The organism is Kitasatospora sp. NPDC001095, assembly GCF_053598615.1.
In genome coordinates, this window is record NZ_JBSFKQ010000010.1 from 164,170 (window position 1) to 182,328 (window position 18,159).

Consider the following 18,159-nt stretch of genomic DNA (forward strand, 5'->3'; position numbering starts at 1 on the left):
GGTCAGGTCGAGTAGGCGCTGTTCTCGTGAACGTAGTCGGCCGTCAGGTCGTTGGTCCACAGCGTGGCGCCCGCCGGGCCGGCGTTGAGGTTCGCCGTGATGACGACCTCGCGGCCCTTCATGTCCACCAGGTCGCGGTCCTCGCCGACGCCGCCGGACTTGCACACCCAGACGCCGTTGATGGCGACGTCCAGTTCGTTCGGGTCGAAGGCGGCGGAGGTGGTGCCGATCGCGGCCAGCACCCGGCCCCAGTTGGGGTCCTCGCCGTGGATGGCGCACTTGAGCAGGTTGTTGCGGCTGATCGTCCGGGCGACCTCGACCGCCTCGTCCTCGGTGGCGGCGCCGGTGACGTCGATCCGGATCTCCTTGCTCGCGCCCTCGGCGTCGCCGATCAGCTGACGGGCCAGGTCGGCGCTGACCGTGCGGACGGCCTCGGCGAACTCGGCCTGCTCCGGGGTGACGCCGGAGGCGGCGGAGGCGAGCAGCAGCACGGTGTCGTTGGTCGACATGCAGCCGTCGGAGTCGATCCGGTCGAAGGTGGTGCGGGTGGCGCCGCGCAGCGCGGTGTCCAGGGCGGCGCCGTCCAGGTCGGCGTCGGTGGTGAGGACGACCAGCATGGTGGCGAGGCTCGGGGCGAGCATGCCCGCGCCCTTGGCCATGCCGCCGACCGTCCAGCCGGCCGGGCTGGTGTACTGGGCGGTCTTGTGCACCGTGTCGGTGGTCTTGATGGCGATCGCGGCGGCCTCGCCGCCGTCCTCGGCGAGTTCGCCGGCGGCGAGCGCGACCCCGGGGAGCAGGATGTCCATCGGCAGCCGTACGCCGATCAGGCCGGTGGAGGCGACGGCGACCTCGCCCGCGTTCAGGCCCAGCTCGGCGGCGACCTTCTCCGCGGTGGCGTGGGTGTCCTGGAAGCCGAGCGGGCCGGTGCAGGCGTTGGCGCCGCCGGAGTTGAGGACGACGGCGGAGACCCGGCCGCCCTTGAGGACCTGCTCGGACCAGAGCACCGGTGCCGCCTTGACCCGGTTGGCGGTGAAGACGCCGGCCGCGGCGAGCGAAGGGCCGTCGTTGACCACCAGGGCGAGGTCGGGGGTGCCGGAGGCCTTGATGCCCGCGGTCACGCCGGCGGCCCGGAAGCCCTTGGCGGCGGTCACTCCGACGTTCGTGCTCTTGCTCACGGTGCGACTCCGTTCACGGGAAGGCCGAGCCCCTCGGGCAGACCGAGGGCGATGTTCATGCTCTGCACCGCGCCGCCGGCGGTGCCCTTGACCAGGTTGTCGATCGCGCTGATCGCGATGATCCGCCCGGCGGCGGCGTCCAGGGCGACCTGGACCAGGGCGGTGTTGGCGCCGTAGACGCTGCTGGTCTGCGGCCACTGCCCCTCGGGCAGCAGGTGGACGAAGGGCTCGTCCGCGAAGGCCTCGGTGTACGCGGTGCGCAGGCTCTGCGCCGTCACCCCGGGCCTGGCCTTGGCCGAGCAGGTGGCGAGGATGCCGCGCGGCATCGGGACGAGGGTGGGGGTGAAGGAGACGGTGACCGGCTCGCCCGCCAGCGGGGAGAGGTTCTGGGCCATCTCCGGGGTGTGCCGGTGGACGCCACCGACGCCGTACGGGCTGACGCTGCCCATCACCTCGCTGCCCAGCAGGTGCGGCTTGGCGGCCTTGCCGGCGCCGGAGGTGCCGGAGGCGGCGACCACCACGGCCTCCGGTTCGGCGAGCTGCGCGGCGTACGCGGGGAACAGCGCGAGAGAGACGGCCGTCGGGTAGCAGCCGGGTACGGCGATCCGGTTGCTGCCCGCCAACGCGGCGCGGTGGCCGGGGAGTTCGGGCAGGCCGTAGGGCCAGGTGCCGGCGTGTGCGGAACCGTAGAACTGCTCCCAGTCGGTGGCGGCCTTGAGCCGGAAGTCGGCGCCGCAGTCGATCACCAGGACGTTCGGGCCGAGCTCCTCGGCGACGGCCGCGGACTGACCGTGCGGCAGGGCCAGGAACACCACGTCGTGGTCGGCCAGCACCTTGGAGGTGGTGGCCTCGAGGACGCGGTCGGCGAGCGGGAGGAGGTGCGGCTGGAGCGTGCCCAGTCTGGTGCCCGCGTTCGAGCCGCCGGTCAGCGCCCCGATCTCCACCTCCGGATGGCCGAGCAGCAGGCGCAGCACCTCGCCGCCCGCGTAACCGCTCGCGCCGGCGACGGCGACTCGCAATGCCATGGCGTTCCTCCTTCGTCTTGGCATGAATATACGCGCGGTGGAAAATTCATGCAAGGAGTTCGCGCCGGACCCCCGCCGGGGCGGGGCGGCGGGGTCAGCGCTTCACGGCTCGCAGCACCACGAACTTGGGGTTCCCGGCGACGAGTTGGCAGTTGCCGAAGAGGCGGCGCAGCTTGACGTGGTAACCGAGGTGGCGGTTGCCGACCACCCAGAGCTCCCCGCCGGGCCGCAGCGCCCGCTTGGCGCCGGTGAACATCCGCCAGGCGGTGGCGTCGGTGGTGGCCTGGTGGGAGTGGAACGGCGGGTTGTTGAGCACCAGGTCCACCGAGCCGGGCGCCACCGCGTCCGCGGCCAGGGCGTCGGCCGTCAGGAACTCGGCCGCGGCGTCCGGGCCCAGGTTGGTGCGGAAGGTCTCCTCGGCGGAGGCCACCGCCTGGTACGACTCGTCCACGAACACCAGCTCCGCGCCGGGCCCGGCCAGCGCGGCGGCCGTACCGACCACGCCGTTGCCGCAGCCGAGGTCCACCACGCGGGCGCCCGGGGCGGGGACGGGCAGGTGGGCGAGGAGGAAGCGGGTGCCGATGTCCAGCCGATCGGCGCAGAAGGTGCCCGCGTGGTTGACGACGGTACGGCCGGAGACGGGGCCGATGTCCGGGGGCAGCGCGTAGCGGTGCGGCCACGGGTTGGGGCCGGGGTCGAGCGCCCGGTCGGGGGCGCAGAAGATCAGCCGGGCCTTGCGGGCGGCCAGCGAGGTGCGGGTCGGGCCGAGGATCCGCTCGAAGAGCCGGAGCGTCGAGGTGTGGATCTCGGTGACCATGCCGGTGCCGATCACCACCGTGTCCTCGTGGAGGGCGGGGGCGAGCCGGTGCAGCTGGTCCTCCAGCAGGGCCAGGCTCTTGGGGACGCGCACCAGCAGCACGTCGATCCGCTCCGGCGGGGTGTCCCGGGTGGTGAGCAGCCGGGACTCCTCGACGACGGCGCCCACCCTGGCCAGGTTGGCCAGGGTGGCCCGGCGGCCGAGGTGGGAATCGGTGATCTGGAACGGTCGGTAGTCGGCGAGCGCGGTGGTCAGCGCGCCCCAGCGGTCGCCGAGGACGGCGACCGTGCGGTCGGCCAGCCCGGTCGCGGCGCCGGCCGCGCTGTCCGCCTCGCCCGCGAGGTGGCGCAGCAGGTACTCGTCGGCGGCGTCCCAGGCCCGCAGCCGCTCGCGCGGATCCTCGGGGAAGCGGGTGAGTTCGAAGGTGCCCCACGGGGTGGCGAAGGCGGTGTCCGGCGGGGTCGCGGCGGGCGTGGTCTGGGGATTCATCGTGTTCTCAGGCTATCCGACCTCCCGGCGGCGGTTACGGACGGATACTGGAAGGGCCCGGCCGAGAGGGGTGAGGGTGATGGAGTGGAAACTCGAAGTCGTGGTGGTCCCGGTGTCCGACGTGGACCGCTCGAAGCTCTTCTACGAGGAGCAGGCCGGGTTCACCGTCAACCACGACACCCTGCTCCGGGACGGGGTCCGGGTGGTCCAGCTGACGCCCCCCGGCTCGCCCTGCTCGATCGTGGTGGGCGAGGGGGTGATCGACTCGCCGCCCGGCTCGGTCAAGGGGCTCCAGCTGGTGGTGCCCGACATCGAGCGGGCGCACGCCGAGCTGCAGGCCAGGGGCGTGCAGGTCAGCCCGGTCCAGCACTTCGTGGCGGGGGGCCGGGTCGACGGGCACGGCGAGGCCTGGAACAACTTCGTGTTCTTCAACGACCCGGACGGGAACGGCTGGGCGGTGCAGGAGGCGCCGCGCGCCGCGTAGGGCGGACCGGCCCCCGGCCTTGGGTAGGCTCCGAGGATGGCTGAACACGAGGGAAGCGTGCGGGTGGACAGCTGGATCTGGTCGGTCCGGCTGGTCAAGACGCGGGCGCTGGCGGCGGCCGCCTGCCGCGCCGGGCACGTCAAGGTGAACGGCGAGCGGGCCAAGCCCGCGCAGGCGCTGAAGCCCGGCGACGAGGTGCGGGTCCGCGAGGAGGGGTACGAGCGGGTCGTGGTCGTGCGGCAGTTGATCCGCAAGCGGGTCGGCGCCGCGGTCGCGGCGGAGTGCCTGGTCGACAACAGCCCGCCGCGGCCGCCGCGCGAGTTCGTCGCGGCGGCCGGGACCCGGGACCGCGGGACCGGGCGGCCGACCAAGCGGGAGCGCCGCGAGCTGGACCAGCTGCGTGGGCACTGAGCGGGCACTGAGCGGCCCCGGACGCCGGGGCCGCGGGTGCGGAGAGCCTCGGATGCGGAGAGCCCCGGGTGCGGAGAGCCCCGGGTGCGGAGAGCCCCGGAGCCGTTACGCGGCCGCGGTCGCGAGCACCTTGGCGAGGAAGCCGTCGAGGTTGGCCACCGTACGGTCGATCTGCAGCTCCAGCGGCAGCGACTCGTCGGGCCGGGTGACCAGGGTGGACTTCTTCAGCCCGCGCACGTAGAGCGAGCAGGCGAGGTCGGCGCAGATGTAGGTGCCGACCGTGTTGCCCTCGCGCCCGGCCGCCCCGGCCCGGCGGGCGGCGAGCAGCGCCACCCCCGACCCGGCGTGCGAGGTGATGCACAGCGAGCACACGTTGGTCTTGGTCAGGCTGCGCCGGATCACCGGCGAGCGCAGCGTCACGCCGACCAGCTCGCCCCCGTACGGCGCCACCAGGTACGCCCGGTCGGGCGCGCCCTGGTCCCGCCAGCCGAGGAAGTCCAGGTTCTCCCAGGGCAGTTCGGCCAGGCCCCGGGGCAGGTTGAGCCGACGGGCCTCGCCCTTGGAGCAGTTGACGAAGGACGCGCGGATCTCGTTCTCACCCAGGGATTCCATGCCGCGGAAGCTAACACCCGCCGACCGGCCGTGTCGCGCCGATTTTCACCCGGTCCGCACCGGGTGGGCGGCCTGGACGGCGAGCCGGCGCGGGGCGTCCTCGCCGATCCGGCTGAGCAGGTCGTCCAGGGCGAGGAAGACCTCCCAGCGCTCCCGTCCGCCGGCGGCGGCGAGGCGCTCGACCACCAGGTCCTCCAGGCCCCGGACCCGCTTGTCCTTCCAGGCCTTGTCGGCCAGGCTGACCAGCAGCGACTCGACGGTGACACCGGGGCCGCCCCAGCTCGCGTGGGTGCGGGCGAAGCGGGCGAGGTGCTCGGGGACGCCGTGGGCGAGCAGCAGGGCGTGTCCGGCGGGCTCGTGCCTGGAGCCGGGGGCGGAGAGCTCCTCGGGGTGGACGGTCTTGCCGATGTCGTGGGTGGCGGCGCCGTAGAGGACGGCCTCGCGGTCGAAGACCAGGCCCTCGCGGGCGCAGAACCCGGTGATCTCCTCGGCCACTTCGTGCACCAGGGCGAGGTGGGCGACCAGGCGGGGCGGGGCGTCGAGGGCGCGCAGCAGTTCGGCGACGTCCGGGGGCAGCGGCGGCAGGGCGGTGGCGGTCACGCCGCAGGGTAGCCGGGACGGTGAGGGTCTGTCAGTGGGGGTACGTAGGCTTCGACGGTCCGGTCCCGGCGTAGGAGGGGGCGCCGGGACCGGACCTGAGCGAACGACCGAGAACTACCGGAGGCCGGCTGAGGTCACTTCTTGAAGGCGACGCCGGCGTACGCCGACACGTCCTGCCAGCCCTCGGGGAGTTCGGTGGTGGGAACGTGGCCCGCGGTGGGACGCCAGAGCGGGAGCTGGACGAGCCCGGGGCCGGCGAACTCGAAGTCGCCGAAGAAGGGCTCGACGCCGGCGCGGGAGCGCAGCACGAGCGGGGCGCTGGCGCTGCGGTAGACGCGGGTGCCCGCGGAGGCGCTCTCGCGGGAGGCGAAGTCCGGGCTGCCGTGGGAGAGGATCAGCGCGCTGCCGGGGGCGAGCGCGTCGCGCAGGGTGTGGACGATCTGCTGGGCGCCGTCCTCGTCCCGGATGAAGTGCAGCACGGCGACGAGCATCAGCGCGACCGGCTGGGAGAGGTCGATGGCGCCGGCCAGCGCGGGGTGGCCGAGGATCGCGGCCGGGTCCCGCAGGTCGGCCTCGATCACCGAGGTGTGCCCGGCGGGGTGGCTCGCCAGCAGGGCGCGGGCGTGGGTGGCGACGATCGGGTCGTTGTCCACGTACACCACCCGGGCGTCCGGGGCGACCCGCTGGGCGACCTCGCTGGTGGAGCCGACGGCCGGGATGCCGGTGCCGATGTCGACGAACTGGCGCACGCCCCGGCCCGCCACGAACTCCACGGCGCGGCCGAGGAACTGCCGGTTGGTGCGGGCCAGCAGCGGCAGCGCGGGGTAGGCCGCTATCGCGGCCTGGGCGGCCTTGCGGTCGGCCTCGAAGTTGTCCTTGCCGCCGAGGTAGTAGTCGTACATCCGGGCGGTGTGCGGGACGCCGGTGTCCAGCTCGCTCGGCGGCTGCCAGTCGTCGGTTCTGGCCCAGTCCCACTCGGTGTCCGTGCCCCGGCCGGTCGCCGCGCCGTCCTCGTACATCCTGTCCGCCCCCAATGCGCAATACCGGAAGAGTTTGGCCACCGCCTGTCAACACGCGGTGCGCGGCGATCGTATCCAAGGACACGGCACGGAAACAGCGGGAGTTCAGGTTTACGCAACTGCCGGCGACAGAGTGTGTGCACGTCAAGGCCGGTCCGGCCGACCGGACGGACCGGATCGCCCGCCGGAGCCGTCCTCTCTATGCTGGCTGCCGATGACTGCCGACCGCCGCACCGTACTGCACTCCACCGTCCGCCTCGCCGCCCTCGCCGCCGCGGGCGGCCTGCTCACCGCCTGCGGCACCGGGAACCTCCGCCGGGCCGACCCGGGGGCGCTGGCCGCGCACCCCGGCACCGTGGACCCGCAGCACACCACCGACCCGGCCTGGAGCGGCGGCGAGGGCCCGGCCTCCGCCACGCCCACCGTCCCGGCGGAAGCCCGGCCCGACGGCGAGCCGACCGCCGCCGAGCCGTCCACCCCGCCGGCCCCGCCGGTGCTGCCGCCGCTCGCGCCGGGCACCCCGGTCGAGGTCGCGTACGGGCCTCGCACCGGCAGGAACGTGGCGCTCACCTTCCACGGCAGCGGCGACCCGAAGCTGGCCACCGCGCTGCTGGAGGTCGCCGAGCAGCGCGGCGCCAGGCTGACCGTGATGGTCGTCGGCAGCTGGCTCGACCAGCAGCCGCAGATGGCCCGGCGGATCCTGGACGGCGGCCACGAGCTGGGCAACCACACCCAGAACCACCTCAACATCTCGGCCATGACACCGGAGCAGGCCCGTGCCGAGATCGCCCAGTGCGCGGAGCGCCTGCAGAAGCTCACCGGCTCGATCGGCCGCTGGTTCCGCCCCTCCGCCGCGCAGTACGCCACCCCGATGGTGCGCGAGCAGGCCAAGGCGGTCGGGTACGAGCACGTGCTGTCCTTCGACGTGGACCCGCGCGACTACAACGACCCCTCGGCCGCCGAGCTGCAGCGCCGGGTGCTGAACTCGGCGCGCGGCGGCTCAGTGGTGGCACTGCACATGGGGCACCAGTGCACGGTGGACGCGCTGCCCGCGATCCTGGACGGCCTGGCCAAGGCGGGGCTCAAGCCGGTGACCGCCAGCCAGCTCTGCGCCTGACCCCCGGCCCCGGCCCGGGCACCCGAACGCTCCGGCCCGGACACCCGGTCAGACCATCGGGTCGTCGTCCTTGTACGGGCGCAGCCTCAGCGTGCGGGCGTCCGCGGCGCTGATCGCGTCGGCGCGGTTGACCAGCTCCTCCAGGTTGTCCCGGCCGGCGTGGATGAACCGGCCGTGCAGCCCGTCGAAGCGGCCGCGGGCGGCGTCCACGGTGACGGCCACCATGTACGGGATGGAGCCCCAGGCCGTGGTGTCCCGGAACATCGGCATCCCGGCGGTCATGTCGGTGGCCACCGCGCCCGGGCTGATGTCGAGGACCACGATGCCGTTGCGGGCGAGCGAGTCCGCCATGTTGTCGGAGAGCTGGAGCAGCGCGCCCTTGGAGGTGGCGTACGCGGTGTAGTTGCCGTCCGGGCGCAGCGCGAAGCCCGAGTTGAGGTTGATCACCCGGCCGCGCCGGCGGGCGACCATGCCGGGCAGCACGCAGCGCAGCAGGTTGTAGGGGCCGCGCAGGTTGGTCTCGATCACCTGCCACCACTGGTTGGCGTCGGTCTCCCAGAGCGGCACCTCGGCGCGGTCGACCAGGCCGGCGTTGTTGATCAGCAGGTTGGTCGGCCCGAGGTCGCGCTCGACCACCCGGACCGCCTCGCGCACCGAGCCCGGGCGGGTGACGTCGGCGGTCACGGCGACGCCCCGGGAGCCGCGCTTGACGCACTCCTTGAGGGTGTCGGTCAGGGTCTCGTGGGTGCGGCCGACCAGGCCGACGGACATCCCCTCGGCGGCCAGGCCGATGGCGAGCTCCCGGCCGATGCCCCGGCCTGCGCCGGTGATCAGGGCGACCTGTCCTGCGAGCGTTACCGTCGACACGCTGTGCTCCCTTCGTGCCCCCGGCCCTGTCCGCTTCGGCCCCGTCCCCCTCTGCGGCATTCTGTCGGCCGAGCGGTGGAGCCGGCCCCGGGCACACGGGACCGGGGCCCCTGCCTCACCCGTTCGGGGGATTCCCGCCGGTGGCACCCTGCCGGGGAGGGGGTGACCTACTGGCCGGTACGGAGTAGTAACGTCGTCGGGGCGGTGACCGGTGCACCCATTCCGGTACACCGGCCCGTCGTCCAGCAGCTCGCTGGGCCACCCGTAGCTGGGCGACCCCCAGCACCGTCGAAGGGCAACTGAGTGAGTGACATCGCGCGCGTCGGAGTGATCGGCTGCGGCCTGATGGGGTCGGGCATCGCCGAGGTCTTCGCCCGGGCCGGGCTGGACGTCCTGGTGTCGGAGGCCAGCGGTGAGGCGCTGGAGTTCGGCCGCACCCGGCTGACCAACTCCCTGGAGACGGCGGTCAAGCGGGGCAAGCTGACGCCCGAGCAGCGGGACGAGGCGCTGGCCCGGCTGTCCTTCACCGTCGAACTGTCCGACTTCGCCGACCGCGACCTGGTGGTCGAGGCCGTCGCCGAGCGCGAGGACATCAAGGTCGGGATCTTCGAGACCCTGGACCGGGTGATCGAGCGCCGCGACGCGATCCTCGCCTCCAACACCTCCTCGATCCCGATCGTGAAGCTGGCCGCCGCCACCACCCGCCCGGAGCAGGTGATCGGCCTGCACTTCTTCAACCCGGCGCCGGTGCAGAAGCTGGTCGAGGTCATCCCCACGCTGACCACCTCGGCGACCACCACCGAGCGGGTGGAGGCCTTCGCCTCCCAGGTGCTCGGCAAGGAGCCGATCCGCGCCCGCGACCGGGCCGGCTTCGTGGTCAACGCGCTGCTGGTGCCGTACCTGCTGTCCGCGGTGCGGATGTTCGAGTCGGGCGTGGCCACCGCCTCGGACATCGACAAGGGCATGGAGGCCGGCTGCGCCCACCCGATGGGCCCGCTGCGGCTGTGCGACCTGATCGGCCTGGACACCATCGTCTCGATCGCCGAGTCGATGTACGACGAGTACAAGGAGCCGCTGTACGCCGCTCCCCCGCTGCTCTCCCGGATGGTGGACGCGGGCCTGCTGGGCCGCAAGTCCGGCCGGGGCTTCTACGACTACACCGCGAGCGCCTGACACCCCGGCGCTCCCGGACAGCGGGGCCCGGCGGCCGGTTCACGGCCGCCGGGCCCCGCTGTCCGGTGCGGCGTCAGCTGTTGATGGTGTAGCTGTCGCCGTAGACCTTCCACTTCAGCGGCGGGTTGAGGTCGAAGTTCTTGGCGTTGAGGAAGACCAGCTGCTCGGTGTCCACCCGGCTGGTGTCGGAGTGCGCCTCCTCCTTCTTCATGACCACCTTGCGGGCGTCCAGGAAGGCCTTGAGGTAGGTGGCCTCGTCGCCGCCCTGGGCGGGGGTCTTGGCCTTCTTCATCGCGGCGGCGCGGATGCCGCCGAAGCTGTCCGAGCTGTTGCCCGGGCCGTGCATGACGATGGCGTCGTAGTAGGCGAACTGGCCGAGCGCGCGCAGGCCGTCGCTCTTGGCCTGATTGACGGCGGGGTTGAAGTACACCCGGTCGCGCTCGTCGTTCTGGGCCTGCTGGAAGACGGTGTCCTTGGCGGCGGCGGCCCAGTCCTTCTCGAACGCGGAGCCGAGGCCGGCGTGCGAGTCGGTGCCGTTGACCTTCTTCAGGGCCGGCAGGTACTTGGCCAGGACGTTGCCGGGCTTGAGGTCGGTGTAGTGCTGGACCAGCTCCAGCATGTCGCCGGTGCCGGAGCAGAAGCCGATGATGCCGGCGGTGTAGCCGCGGCCGTCCTTGATGTCCTCGATGTACTTGTACTGGGCCTTCCAGTCCAGCGACGAGTTCTCCGCGCTGGACACCAGCTGCATGGCGATGTCCTTCTTGTGCGGGTCGTCCAGCCCGACCCCCGCGAGCCGGACGACGGCGGCCGGCGACGGGGCGGCCTGGGCCGCCGAGGTGGCCGCGACGGTGAGCGGCGCGGCCACCAGGGCGGCGGCGAGGGCGATGCGGAGGGCACGACGGGGCTGAGGGCGCATGGGACGCTCCGATTCCTCGTGGGTTAGGAAACTTTCCTAACGAGAAGAAGGAAACCCCTCGGGCCGCACTCGCGCAAGCGTTTTGACGGAACCTCTTCAAGAAAACCCCGGAACCGCGGATCGCAGCCGTCGACCGGACGCCGGGTCAGAACGCCCTGCGCCGCACCCACCAGACCGCCGCCGCGCACAGGGCCACGGCGAGCAGGGCCATCCAGCCGAACTCGATGAACTGGAACGTCCAGTAGCGGCTGTCCGGCTGGTAGGACTCGTGCAGCGAATAGCCGCCGTCGCTCAGCAGCTTCTGAGCTCCGTAGTAGTCGCCGCCCAGGTCGTAGAGCCGGCCGAGGTCGAGTCGGTTCCCCGCCGGGTCGGTGACCCGGATGCCGCCCTCCCAGCGGTGGTCCAGCGAGGTCTGGGCGAGCGTGTGCAGGGTGTCCTCGAGCGGTGGGCGGTAGTGGAAGCGCAGCGACTCGGCCACCAGGGTGGTCACCACCGAGGCCACCACCCCGATCCCCAGCGCCACCACCGTCCGCCGCAGCACCACCCCGGCGAGCACGGAGATCGCGAAGACCAGCAGCACCCGTCCGACCAGCGCGGGCGGGGCACTGGTGAACACCAACGGAGTGAACCGCCCCCCGTGGACCGCCATCGGTTCGATCCACCAGCTGAGCACCGCCGCCACCAGGGCCGTCGCGACGGCCAGCGCACTGCCGCCGACCACCAGCCCGCCGACCGTCCAGCGGGTGCGCCCGGCCCCCTGGGTCCACGCGAAGCGGACCGTGCCGTGCTCGAACTCCCGGGCCAGCAGCGGGGATCCGACGAACGCCCCGAGGGCGCCCCCGAGGAAGTACGTCACATTCCCACCGACCATCAGCTCGGATCCGGACTCGCGCAGGAACTCCTTCCACCGCTCGGTGCAGCTCCGCAGCGCCATGTCACACCCGGCCGCACCGGAGCGGTCCAGCGCTGCGTGGATGTAGTACCCGGTGACGCCCAGCACGACGAGGAACCCGGCGAGGACACCCAGCAGGGTCCGCAGCGCGGGCCGGTGGCGCAGCACGGCCGCCCGCAGGACGGCGGAGCGGGGCGGGGCCAGGGACAGGGAGCTCACGGCAGCAGCACCTTCGCGTTCGGGGGGACGGCCCCGCGCGGGCCGGGGAGGGCGGAGACGGCCGGTTCGCGCAGGTAGGAGATCACCAACTCCTCCAGTCCGACACGCTGTTGGCGCCAGGAGCCGGAGACCGGGGCGTCCGGGCCGCCGGTGCGCACCAGCAGGTGGGACTGGACGCCCGCCCGGCGGTCGCGGACCACCGGCAGCCGCCGCGCGACCGTGTCGGCCTCCGCGGTCGGACCGGTCAGCATCCGGTGGCCGGCCAACAGGTCGTCCACCTCCCCCGCCACCTGGACCCGGCCGCCGCCGAGCACCACCAGGTAGTCGCAGCTCTGCTCCAGCTCGTTGACGGCGTGCGAGGAGAACACCACGGACATCCCGTCCTCGGCCACCGCGGTCAGCAGCACGGCCATGAAGTCGTGCCGGGCGAGTGGGTCGAGGGACGCCAACGGCTCGTCCAGCAGCAGGAGTTCGGGCCGCTTGGCGAGGGCCAGGGCGAGCGAGACCTGGGCCTGCTGGCCGCCGGAGAGCCGGCCGTACCTGCGGTCCAGCGGGATGCCGAGGCCGTCCAGGTGGGTACGCGCCCGGGCCTCGTCCCAGCGGCGGTTGAGGTGTCGGCCCATCGCCAGCAGGTCGCGCACCGGCAGGCCGGGGTAGAGCGCGGCGTTCTGGGCGACGAAGCCGACCCGGTCCAACGCGCGCGGCGAGCCGGGCGGTTGGCCACCGAGGACGGTCAGCGCGCCCTCGCTCGGCAGAACCAGTCCGGCGGCCAGGCCGAGCAGCGTGGTCTTGCCGGCGCCGTTCGGGCCGACCAGGGCCGCTACGTGCCCGGCGGGGACGGCGAGCCGGCAGTCCCGCAGCGCCCAGGAGCGGCGGTAGCGCTTGCCGAGCCCGGCGCAGTCGATCACCGTGTCCACGGCCATCAGGCCACCACCCCGTCCCGGCCCTCGCGCAGGTCGCGCAGCGCGTCCTCGAACACCGCGGCCATCCCCTCCTCGTCCAGCCCGACGGTCCGCGCCGAGCGCATCCAGTCCAGCAGCCCCCGGCGCAGCGCGGTCCGCTCGCGCAGCGGCACCACGCCGGCGGGCAGGCCCCGTACGAAGGTGCCCTGGCCCCGGCGGCCGGCCGCGAGACCGCGGTGCTCCAGCTCGCGGTACGCCTTGAGCACCGTGTTCGGGTTGATCGCGAGGCCGGCCACCACCTCGCGCACTCGGGGCAGCCGGTCCCCCTCGGTCAACCAGCCCATCCGCAGCGCCTGTTCGACCTGCTGCACGAGCTGCAGGTAGGTCGGGACACCGGAGGCCGGGTCCAGACGGAACTCGATCGGGGAGGGCTGGTCGGCGCCTTTATCTACTTCCATAGGTAAAGAAATAAACCACGGACTGAGGTGCCGTCAACTCCGCGGAGGAGGCGGCGGGAAACGGAAAGGGCCCCGCCCCGGACTCGTGGTCCGGGGCGGGGCCCTCCTCGGGCGCTGCCGCGTCAGGCGCCGCGCAGCACCGCGCCGGTGCGGGCGACGGCCTCGGCGACGGCCGCCTCGCGGGCGGCGGTGGCCTCGTCGGCGGTCAGGGTGCGGTCGACCGCGCGGAAGCGCAGCGCGTACGCCAGCGACTTCTTGCCCTCGCCGACCTGCTCGCCGGTGAACACGTCGAACAGCCGGATGGCCTCCAGCAGTTCGCCCGCGCCGGCACGCAGCGCGGCCTCGACCTCGGCCGCCGGAACGGCGGTGTCGACGATCAGCGCGACGTCCTGGGTCGCCACCGGGAAGCCGGAGACGGTCGGGCCGCCGACCCGCTCGGCGCCGTCGGCGGTGAGCAGGTCGATGTCGATCTCCATCGCGGCGGTGCGGGCCGGCAGCCCGAGCGCCTTGACGACCCGCGGGTGCAGCTCACCGGCGTGGCCGACCACCCGGTCGGTGCCCGCCACCAGCAGCTCGGCGCAGCGGCCCGGGTGCCACGGCGCCAGCTGGCCCTGGCGGACGGTCAGCTCGATGCCGGCCGCCCGGGCCACCGTGCGGGCCGCCTCGACGGCGTCCGCCCAGGAGGCCTGGGCGCCCTTGCCCCACCAGCCCGAGGGCAGCCGCTCGCCCGCGAGGGCGACGGCGATGCGGCGCGGCTGCTCCGGCAGCGCGGCGTCCAGCGCGGCCAGCTCCTCGTCGCTGGGCCGGTGGTCGACCGCCGGGCGCGGGGCCACGCTCAGCTCGTCCTTGGGCAGGAAGACGGTGCCGGTCTCGAAGATCGCCAGGTCGGTGTTGCCCCGGCCGACGTTGCGGCGCAGCGCGCCGAGCAGGCCCGGCAGCAGCGTGGTGCGCAGCGCCGGCTCCTCGTCGTTCAGCGGGTTGACCAGCTTCACCGTGCGGCGGCGCCGGTCGTCCGCCTCCAGGCCGAGCGCCTCGAAGGCGGTCTCGCCGAGGAACGGGTAGTTGTTGACCTCGACGTAGCCGGCCCCGGCCAGCGCGACGCCGATCCGGCGGTTCACCCGCTGGGCCTCGGTCAGGCCCTTGCCCGGGGGGACGTCGGGCATCCGGGCGGGGACGTTGTCGTAGCCCTCCAGCCGGATGACCTCCTCGGCGAGGTCGTACGGGTCGGTGAGGTCGGGGCGCCAGGTCGGCGGGGTGACCTCCAGGATGTCGGCGCCGGAGACCGAGCAGCCGATCTCCTGCAGGCGCCGGGTGACGGTCTCGCGGCCGTACCCGGTGCCGGCCACCCGGTCGGGCAGGTCGGCGGCGATGGTGATGGTGCGCACCGGGTGCGGGGCGGCGATGTCGGTGACCCCGGCCTCGGCGGTACCGCCGGCGATCAGGACCAGCAGGTCGACGGCGCGCTGCGCGGCGGCGCGGGCGGCCTCCGGGTCGACGCCGCGCTCGAAGCGCTTGGACGCCTCGGAGGGCAGCTTGTGCCGCTTGGCGCTGCGGGCGATGGCGACCGCGTCGAAGTGCGCCGCCTCGATGATCACCTCGGTGGTGCCCGGGCCGGCGGCCGGGTCGAGGATCTCGGTGGAGGCGCCGCCCATCACACCGGCCAGGCCGATCGGGCCGCTGTTGTCGCAGATCAGCAGGTCCTCGGCGGAGAGCTTGCGCTCGACCCCGTCGAGGGTGGTGAGCACCTCGCCCTGCTCCGCCCGGCGGACGACGATCGGGCCGTCCACGCGCTGCTTGTCGTAGGCGTGCAGCGGCTGGCCGACCTCCAGCATCACGTAGTTGGTGATGTCGACGGTCAGCGAGATCGGGCGGATGCCCGACTTCTGCAGCCGGCGCTGGAGCCAGATCGGGGACTTGGCGTTCGGGTCGAGGCCGACGACCGTACGGGCCACGAAGCGGTCGCAGCCGGCCTGGTCGTTGACCTTCACCAGGTAGCCGAAGGAGTTCGCCGGCGGTACGTCGAGCAGCGCCGGGTCGGCCAGCGGCAGCCCGTACGCGGCGGCGGCCTCACGGGCCACGCCGCGCATGGACAGGCAGTAGCCGCGGTCCGGGGTGACGGCGATGTCGAGCACCTCGTCGACGAGCTGGAGCAGCTCGATGGCGTCGGTGCCGGGCTCGTACTCCGGCGGGAGCACGATGATGCCGTTGTGGTCGTCGCCCATGCCCAGCTCGCGGGCGGAGCAGATCATGCCGGCCGAGGTGTGGCCGTAGGTCTTGCGGGCGGCGATCGGGAACGGGCCGGGCAGCACGGCGCCCGGGAGCACGACGACGACCTTGTCGCCGACGGCGAAGTTCGTCGCACCGCAGACGATCTCCTGCGGCTCGCCGGTGCCGTTGGCGTCGCCGACGTTCACGAAGCAGTGCCGGATCGGCTTCTTGAAGCCGGACAGCTCCTCGATGGAGAGCACCTCGCCGACCACCAGCGGGCCCTTGAGGTCCGCGCCGAGCTGCTCGACGGTCTCGACCTCCAGGCCGGCCCGGACCAGGCGCTCCGCGACGTCACGACCGGTCTCGCCGGCCGGCAGGTCGACGTACTCGCGCAGCCAGGAAAGCGGGACGCGCATCAGATCTCCATCCCGAACGGGAGGGTGAAGCGGACGTCACCCTCGACCATGTCGCGCATGTCGGCGACGTTGTGACGATTCATCAGGATCCGCTCCAGGCCCAGGCCGAAGGCGAAGCCGCTGTAGCGGTTGGGGTCGACACCGCAGGCGACCAGCACCCGCGGGTTGACCACGCCGCAGCCGCCGAGCTCGATCCAGCCCTCGGAGGAGCAGGTCCGGCACGGCCGGTCCGGGTTGCCGACGCTCTCGCCGCGGCACACGAAGCACTGGAGGTCGATCTCCGCGCTCGGCTCGGTGAACGGGAAGTACGAGGGGCGCCAGCGCAGCTCCAGGCCGCCGCCGATCAGCTTCTCGACCAGCACCTCGATGGTGCCCTTGAGGTCGGCGAAGGTGATGCCCTCGTCCACCGCGAGGCCCTCGACCTGGCGGAAGACCGGGGTGTGGGTGGCGTCCAGCTCGTCGGTCCGGTAGACCCGGCCCGGGCACACCACGTAGATGGGGGGCTCGCGGTCGAGCATGGTGCGGGCCTGGACCGGGGAGGTCTGGGTGCGCAGCACCACGCCGGAGTCGGCGGAGCCGTCCGGGGCCTGGACGAAGAAGGTGTCCTGCATCGAGCGGGCCGGGTGGTCCGGGCCCAGGTTGAGGGCGTCGAAGTTGAGCCACTCGGCCTCGACCTCGGGGCCCTCGGCGACCTGGTAGCCCATCGCGACGAAGGTGTCCTCGATGCGCTCGGCCATGGTGGTCAGCGGGTGCCGGGCGCCGCGCGGGGCGCGGTCGTACGGCAGCGTGACGTCCACCGCCTCCTCGACCAGCACGCGGGCGTCCCGCTCGGCCTCCAGCTCGGCCTGCCGCTTGGCGAGGGCCTGGTTGACGGCCCCGCGGGCCTGGCCGATCAGCTTTCCGGCGGCCGCCTTGGCGTGCGGGGGCAGGGCGCCGATCTCGCGGTTCGCGAGCGAGAGCGCGGAGCGGTCGCCGGTGTGGGCGACCTTGGCCTGCTTCAGCTCGTCCAGGGAGCCGGCGGCGGCGAACGCGGCGATCGCCTCGTCCCGCGCCTGCTCCACCACCTCGGGCTTGAGGGCCTCGACCTCGACCGGGTCGTACGACTTGTTGGGTGCCGACATCTCTATCTTTCCCGTGCTCCTGCTCGTCCGTGCTCAAGGTCTTGGGGTCAACGCCAAAGGTCGAGTGTAGTCGCAGCGTGTAGCGCCGCTCGGCGCCGCTTCCCCGCAGCCCGCCCCCGCGGAGCCCTAGAGCATGAAGTCCGGGACCCCGGCGGGCAGGATGAATCGGAACCGGGCGCCGGCGCCCGGGGCGCGGTCGACGCGGATCGAGCCGCCGTGGGCTTCCACGATGCCCTTGACGATGTAGAGGCCCAGGCCGGTGCCGCCGCGCTTGGAGCCGCGCCAGAAGCGGGTGAAGACGCGGGGCACCGACTCCTCGGGGATCCCGCCGCCTTCGTCGCTCACGGTGACCGCTGTGCCCTCCACGATGCGGGGTGGAGTGCCGTCGCGCTCCCAGAGGGGCGCCTCGACGACCTCCTTGGCCGGTGCCACCTCGATGGTGACAGTTCCGTCACCGTGCCGCACCGCGTTTTCCAGCAGGTTGGCGAGCACCTGGTCGACCTTGTCCGGGTCGGCCCACAGGACGGTCAGCGGCTCGCTGATCCGGATGTCGAAGCGGTCCTCGGGGATGCCGGTGGCGACCTTGCGCTCGACGTGCCGGCGCACCGCCGCGGCCAGGTCGACCACCTGCTTGCGCAGCTCCAGCCGGCCGGAGTCGATCCGGGAGATGTCCAGCAGTTCGGCGATCAGCCGGGTGACCCGGTCGGCGTCGGCGTCGACGGTTTCCAGCATCAGCCGCTTCTGCCCGTCGGTGAACCGCTCCCACTTGGCCAGCAGCGTCGCCGTGAAGCCCTTGACGCTGGTGAGCGGGGAGCGCAGCTCGTGCGCCACGGTGGCGATCAGCTCGGCGTGGCTGCGCTCGGTGCGGCGCCTGGCCTCGGTGCCGCGCAGGGCGATCACCAGCCGCTCCAGCGGCCCGCCCGGCGCGCTGCGCACGTACCGGGCGGAGACCAGCACCTCGCGCCCCCCGGGCAGCAGCAGGTTGCGCTCCGGCTGGCGGGTGCGGATGGCCAGGCCGCCGTACGGGTCGGTCAGCTGCCACCAGCGGCGGCCGTCCAGGTCCTCCAGCGGGAGGACGTCCTCCAGCTCACTGCCGAGCGCGGCCTGCGGGAGCACGCCGGTGAGCCGGGCCGCGACCCGGTTGAAGCAGACCACCCGGCCCAGCGCGTCGGCGACCACCAGGCCGTCCGGCAGGTCGTCCGGGTCGAGCTCGGGCCCGCTGCCGACCATGGGTTGCC

Annotated in this window: 18 protein-coding genes; 4 read left to right on the top strand and 14 right to left on the bottom strand. The window is 73.3% G+C overall.

Going from position 1 to position 18,159, the window contains the following annotated elements:
• Positions 1-2: 2 nt before the first annotated feature.
• From argJ to ACWDBB_RS12505, 3 genes are all read right to left on the bottom strand, one after another.
• On the bottom strand, positions 3-1,175 hold the full coding sequence (gene argJ, locus ACWDBB_RS12495) for a bifunctional glutamate N-acetyltransferase/amino-acid acetyltransferase ArgJ (protein ID WP_449789532.1): 1,173 nt from the start codon (positions 1,173-1,175) through the stop codon (positions 3-5).
• On the bottom strand, positions 1,172-2,200 hold the full coding sequence (gene argC / locus ACWDBB_RS12500) for an N-acetyl-gamma-glutamyl-phosphate reductase (RefSeq protein ID WP_449789533.1): 1,029 nt from the start codon (positions 2,198-2,200) through the stop codon (positions 1,172-1,174). The genes argJ and argC overlap by 4 nt, the downstream gene beginning before the upstream one ends.
• Before the next feature lie 94 nt (positions 2,201-2,294).
• Entirely contained in the window at positions 2,295-3,506 is a 1,212-nt protein-coding gene (locus ACWDBB_RS12505) for a methyltransferase (RefSeq protein ID WP_449789534.1), read from the bottom strand.
• A gap of 79 nt (positions 3,507-3,585) precedes the next feature.
• On the opposite strand from ACWDBB_RS12505, the gene ACWDBB_RS12510 reads away from it, so the two are divergent.
• Positions 3,586-3,990, top strand: a complete 405-nt coding sequence (locus ACWDBB_RS12510) for a VOC family protein (protein WP_392874567.1) — start codon at positions 3,586-3,588, stop codon at positions 3,988-3,990.
• A gap of 36 nt (positions 3,991-4,026) precedes the next feature.
• Positions 4,027-4,401 carry an RNA-binding S4 domain-containing protein gene (locus ACWDBB_RS12515; protein ID WP_392874564.1) on the top strand — a complete coding sequence of 125 codons (375 nt, stop codon included), beginning with the start codon at positions 4,027-4,029 and terminating at the stop codon, positions 4,399-4,401.
• A 105-nt stretch (positions 4,402-4,506) separates the two neighbouring features.
• Here the strand turns inward: ACWDBB_RS12515 and ACWDBB_RS12520 are convergent, their stop codons facing one another.
• The 3 genes from ACWDBB_RS12520 to ACWDBB_RS12530 form a co-directional block, all read right to left on the bottom strand.
• A complete protein-coding gene (locus ACWDBB_RS12520) occupies positions 4,507-5,013 on the bottom strand; it encodes an FBP domain-containing protein (protein WP_449789535.1) in 507 nt (168 codons plus the stop codon).
• A gap of 45 nt (positions 5,014-5,058) precedes the next feature.
• Positions 5,059-5,613 carry an HD domain-containing protein gene (locus ACWDBB_RS12525; RefSeq protein WP_449789536.1) on the bottom strand — a complete coding sequence of 185 codons (555 nt, stop codon included), beginning with the start codon at positions 5,611-5,613 and terminating at the stop codon, positions 5,059-5,061.
• Between the two features lie 134 nt (positions 5,614-5,747).
• Positions 5,748-6,632 carry an SAM-dependent methyltransferase gene (locus tag ACWDBB_RS12530; protein WP_449789537.1) on the bottom strand — a complete coding sequence of 295 codons (885 nt, stop codon included), beginning with the start codon at positions 6,630-6,632 and terminating at the stop codon, positions 5,748-5,750.
• Positions 6,633-6,846: 214 nt separating this feature from the next.
• On the opposite strand from ACWDBB_RS12530, the gene ACWDBB_RS12535 reads away from it, so the two are divergent.
• Entirely contained in the window at positions 6,847-7,749 is a 903-nt protein-coding gene (locus ACWDBB_RS12535) for a polysaccharide deacetylase family protein (protein ID WP_449789538.1), read from the top strand.
• A 48-nt stretch (positions 7,750-7,797) separates the two neighbouring features.
• Here the strand turns inward: ACWDBB_RS12535 and ACWDBB_RS12540 are convergent, their stop codons facing one another.
• The gene (locus tag ACWDBB_RS12540; protein ID WP_449789539.1) at positions 7,798-8,616 is read right to left on the bottom strand and encodes an SDR family NAD(P)-dependent oxidoreductase; all 819 of its coding nucleotides are present in this window, start codon (positions 8,614-8,616) and stop codon (positions 7,798-7,800) included.
• A 303-nt stretch (positions 8,617-8,919) separates the two neighbouring features.
• On the opposite strand from ACWDBB_RS12540, the gene ACWDBB_RS12545 reads away from it, so the two are divergent.
• The gene (locus ACWDBB_RS12545; RefSeq protein ID WP_449789540.1) at positions 8,920-9,789 is read left to right on the top strand and encodes a 3-hydroxybutyryl-CoA dehydrogenase; all 870 of its coding nucleotides are present in this window, start codon (positions 8,920-8,922) and stop codon (positions 9,787-9,789) included.
• A 73-nt stretch (positions 9,790-9,862) separates the two neighbouring features.
• Here the strand turns inward: ACWDBB_RS12545 and ACWDBB_RS12550 are convergent, their stop codons facing one another.
• The 7 genes from ACWDBB_RS12550 to ACWDBB_RS12580 all read right to left on the bottom strand — a co-directional run bounded on the left by ACWDBB_RS12550 (position 9,863) and on the right by ACWDBB_RS12580 (position 18,151).
• Positions 9,863-10,705, bottom strand: a complete 843-nt coding sequence (locus ACWDBB_RS12550; RefSeq protein ID WP_449789541.1) for a chitosanase — start codon at positions 10,703-10,705, stop codon at positions 9,863-9,865.
• A 145-nt stretch (positions 10,706-10,850) separates the two neighbouring features.
• Positions 10,851-11,816, bottom strand: coding sequence for an ABC transporter permease subunit (locus ACWDBB_RS12555; protein ID WP_449789542.1), 966 nt, complete (start codon positions 11,814-11,816; stop codon positions 10,851-10,853).
• The gene (locus ACWDBB_RS12560) at positions 11,813-12,739 is read right to left on the bottom strand and encodes an ATP-binding cassette domain-containing protein (protein WP_449789543.1); all 927 of its coding nucleotides are present in this window, start codon (positions 12,737-12,739) and stop codon (positions 11,813-11,815) included. The genes ACWDBB_RS12555 and ACWDBB_RS12560 overlap by 4 nt, the downstream gene beginning before the upstream one ends.
• Complete coding sequence (locus ACWDBB_RS12565) at positions 12,739-13,176, bottom strand: GntR family transcriptional regulator (RefSeq protein WP_449789544.1); 438 nt, start codon at positions 13,174-13,176, stop codon at positions 12,739-12,741. Before ACWDBB_RS12565 ends, ACWDBB_RS12560 begins: the two co-directional genes overlap by 1 nt.
• Positions 13,177-13,298: 122 nt before the next feature.
• Positions 13,299-15,800 (bottom strand): phenylalanine--tRNA ligase subunit beta, encoded by a 2,502-nt coding sequence (gene pheT, locus ACWDBB_RS12570; RefSeq protein WP_449789545.1) that lies wholly within the window; start codon positions 15,798-15,800, stop codon positions 13,299-13,301.
• Positions 15,800-16,921 carry a phenylalanine--tRNA ligase subunit alpha gene (pheS, locus tag ACWDBB_RS12575; protein WP_316520288.1) on the bottom strand — a complete coding sequence of 374 codons (1,122 nt, stop codon included), beginning with the start codon at positions 16,919-16,921 and terminating at the stop codon, positions 15,800-15,802. The genes pheT and pheS overlap by 1 nt, the downstream gene beginning before the upstream one ends.
• Positions 16,922-17,047: 126 nt before the next feature.
• Entirely contained in the window at positions 17,048-18,151 is a 1,104-nt protein-coding gene (locus tag ACWDBB_RS12580; RefSeq protein WP_392874529.1) for a sensor histidine kinase, read from the bottom strand.
• Between the last annotated feature and the right edge of the window lie 8 nt (positions 18,152-18,159).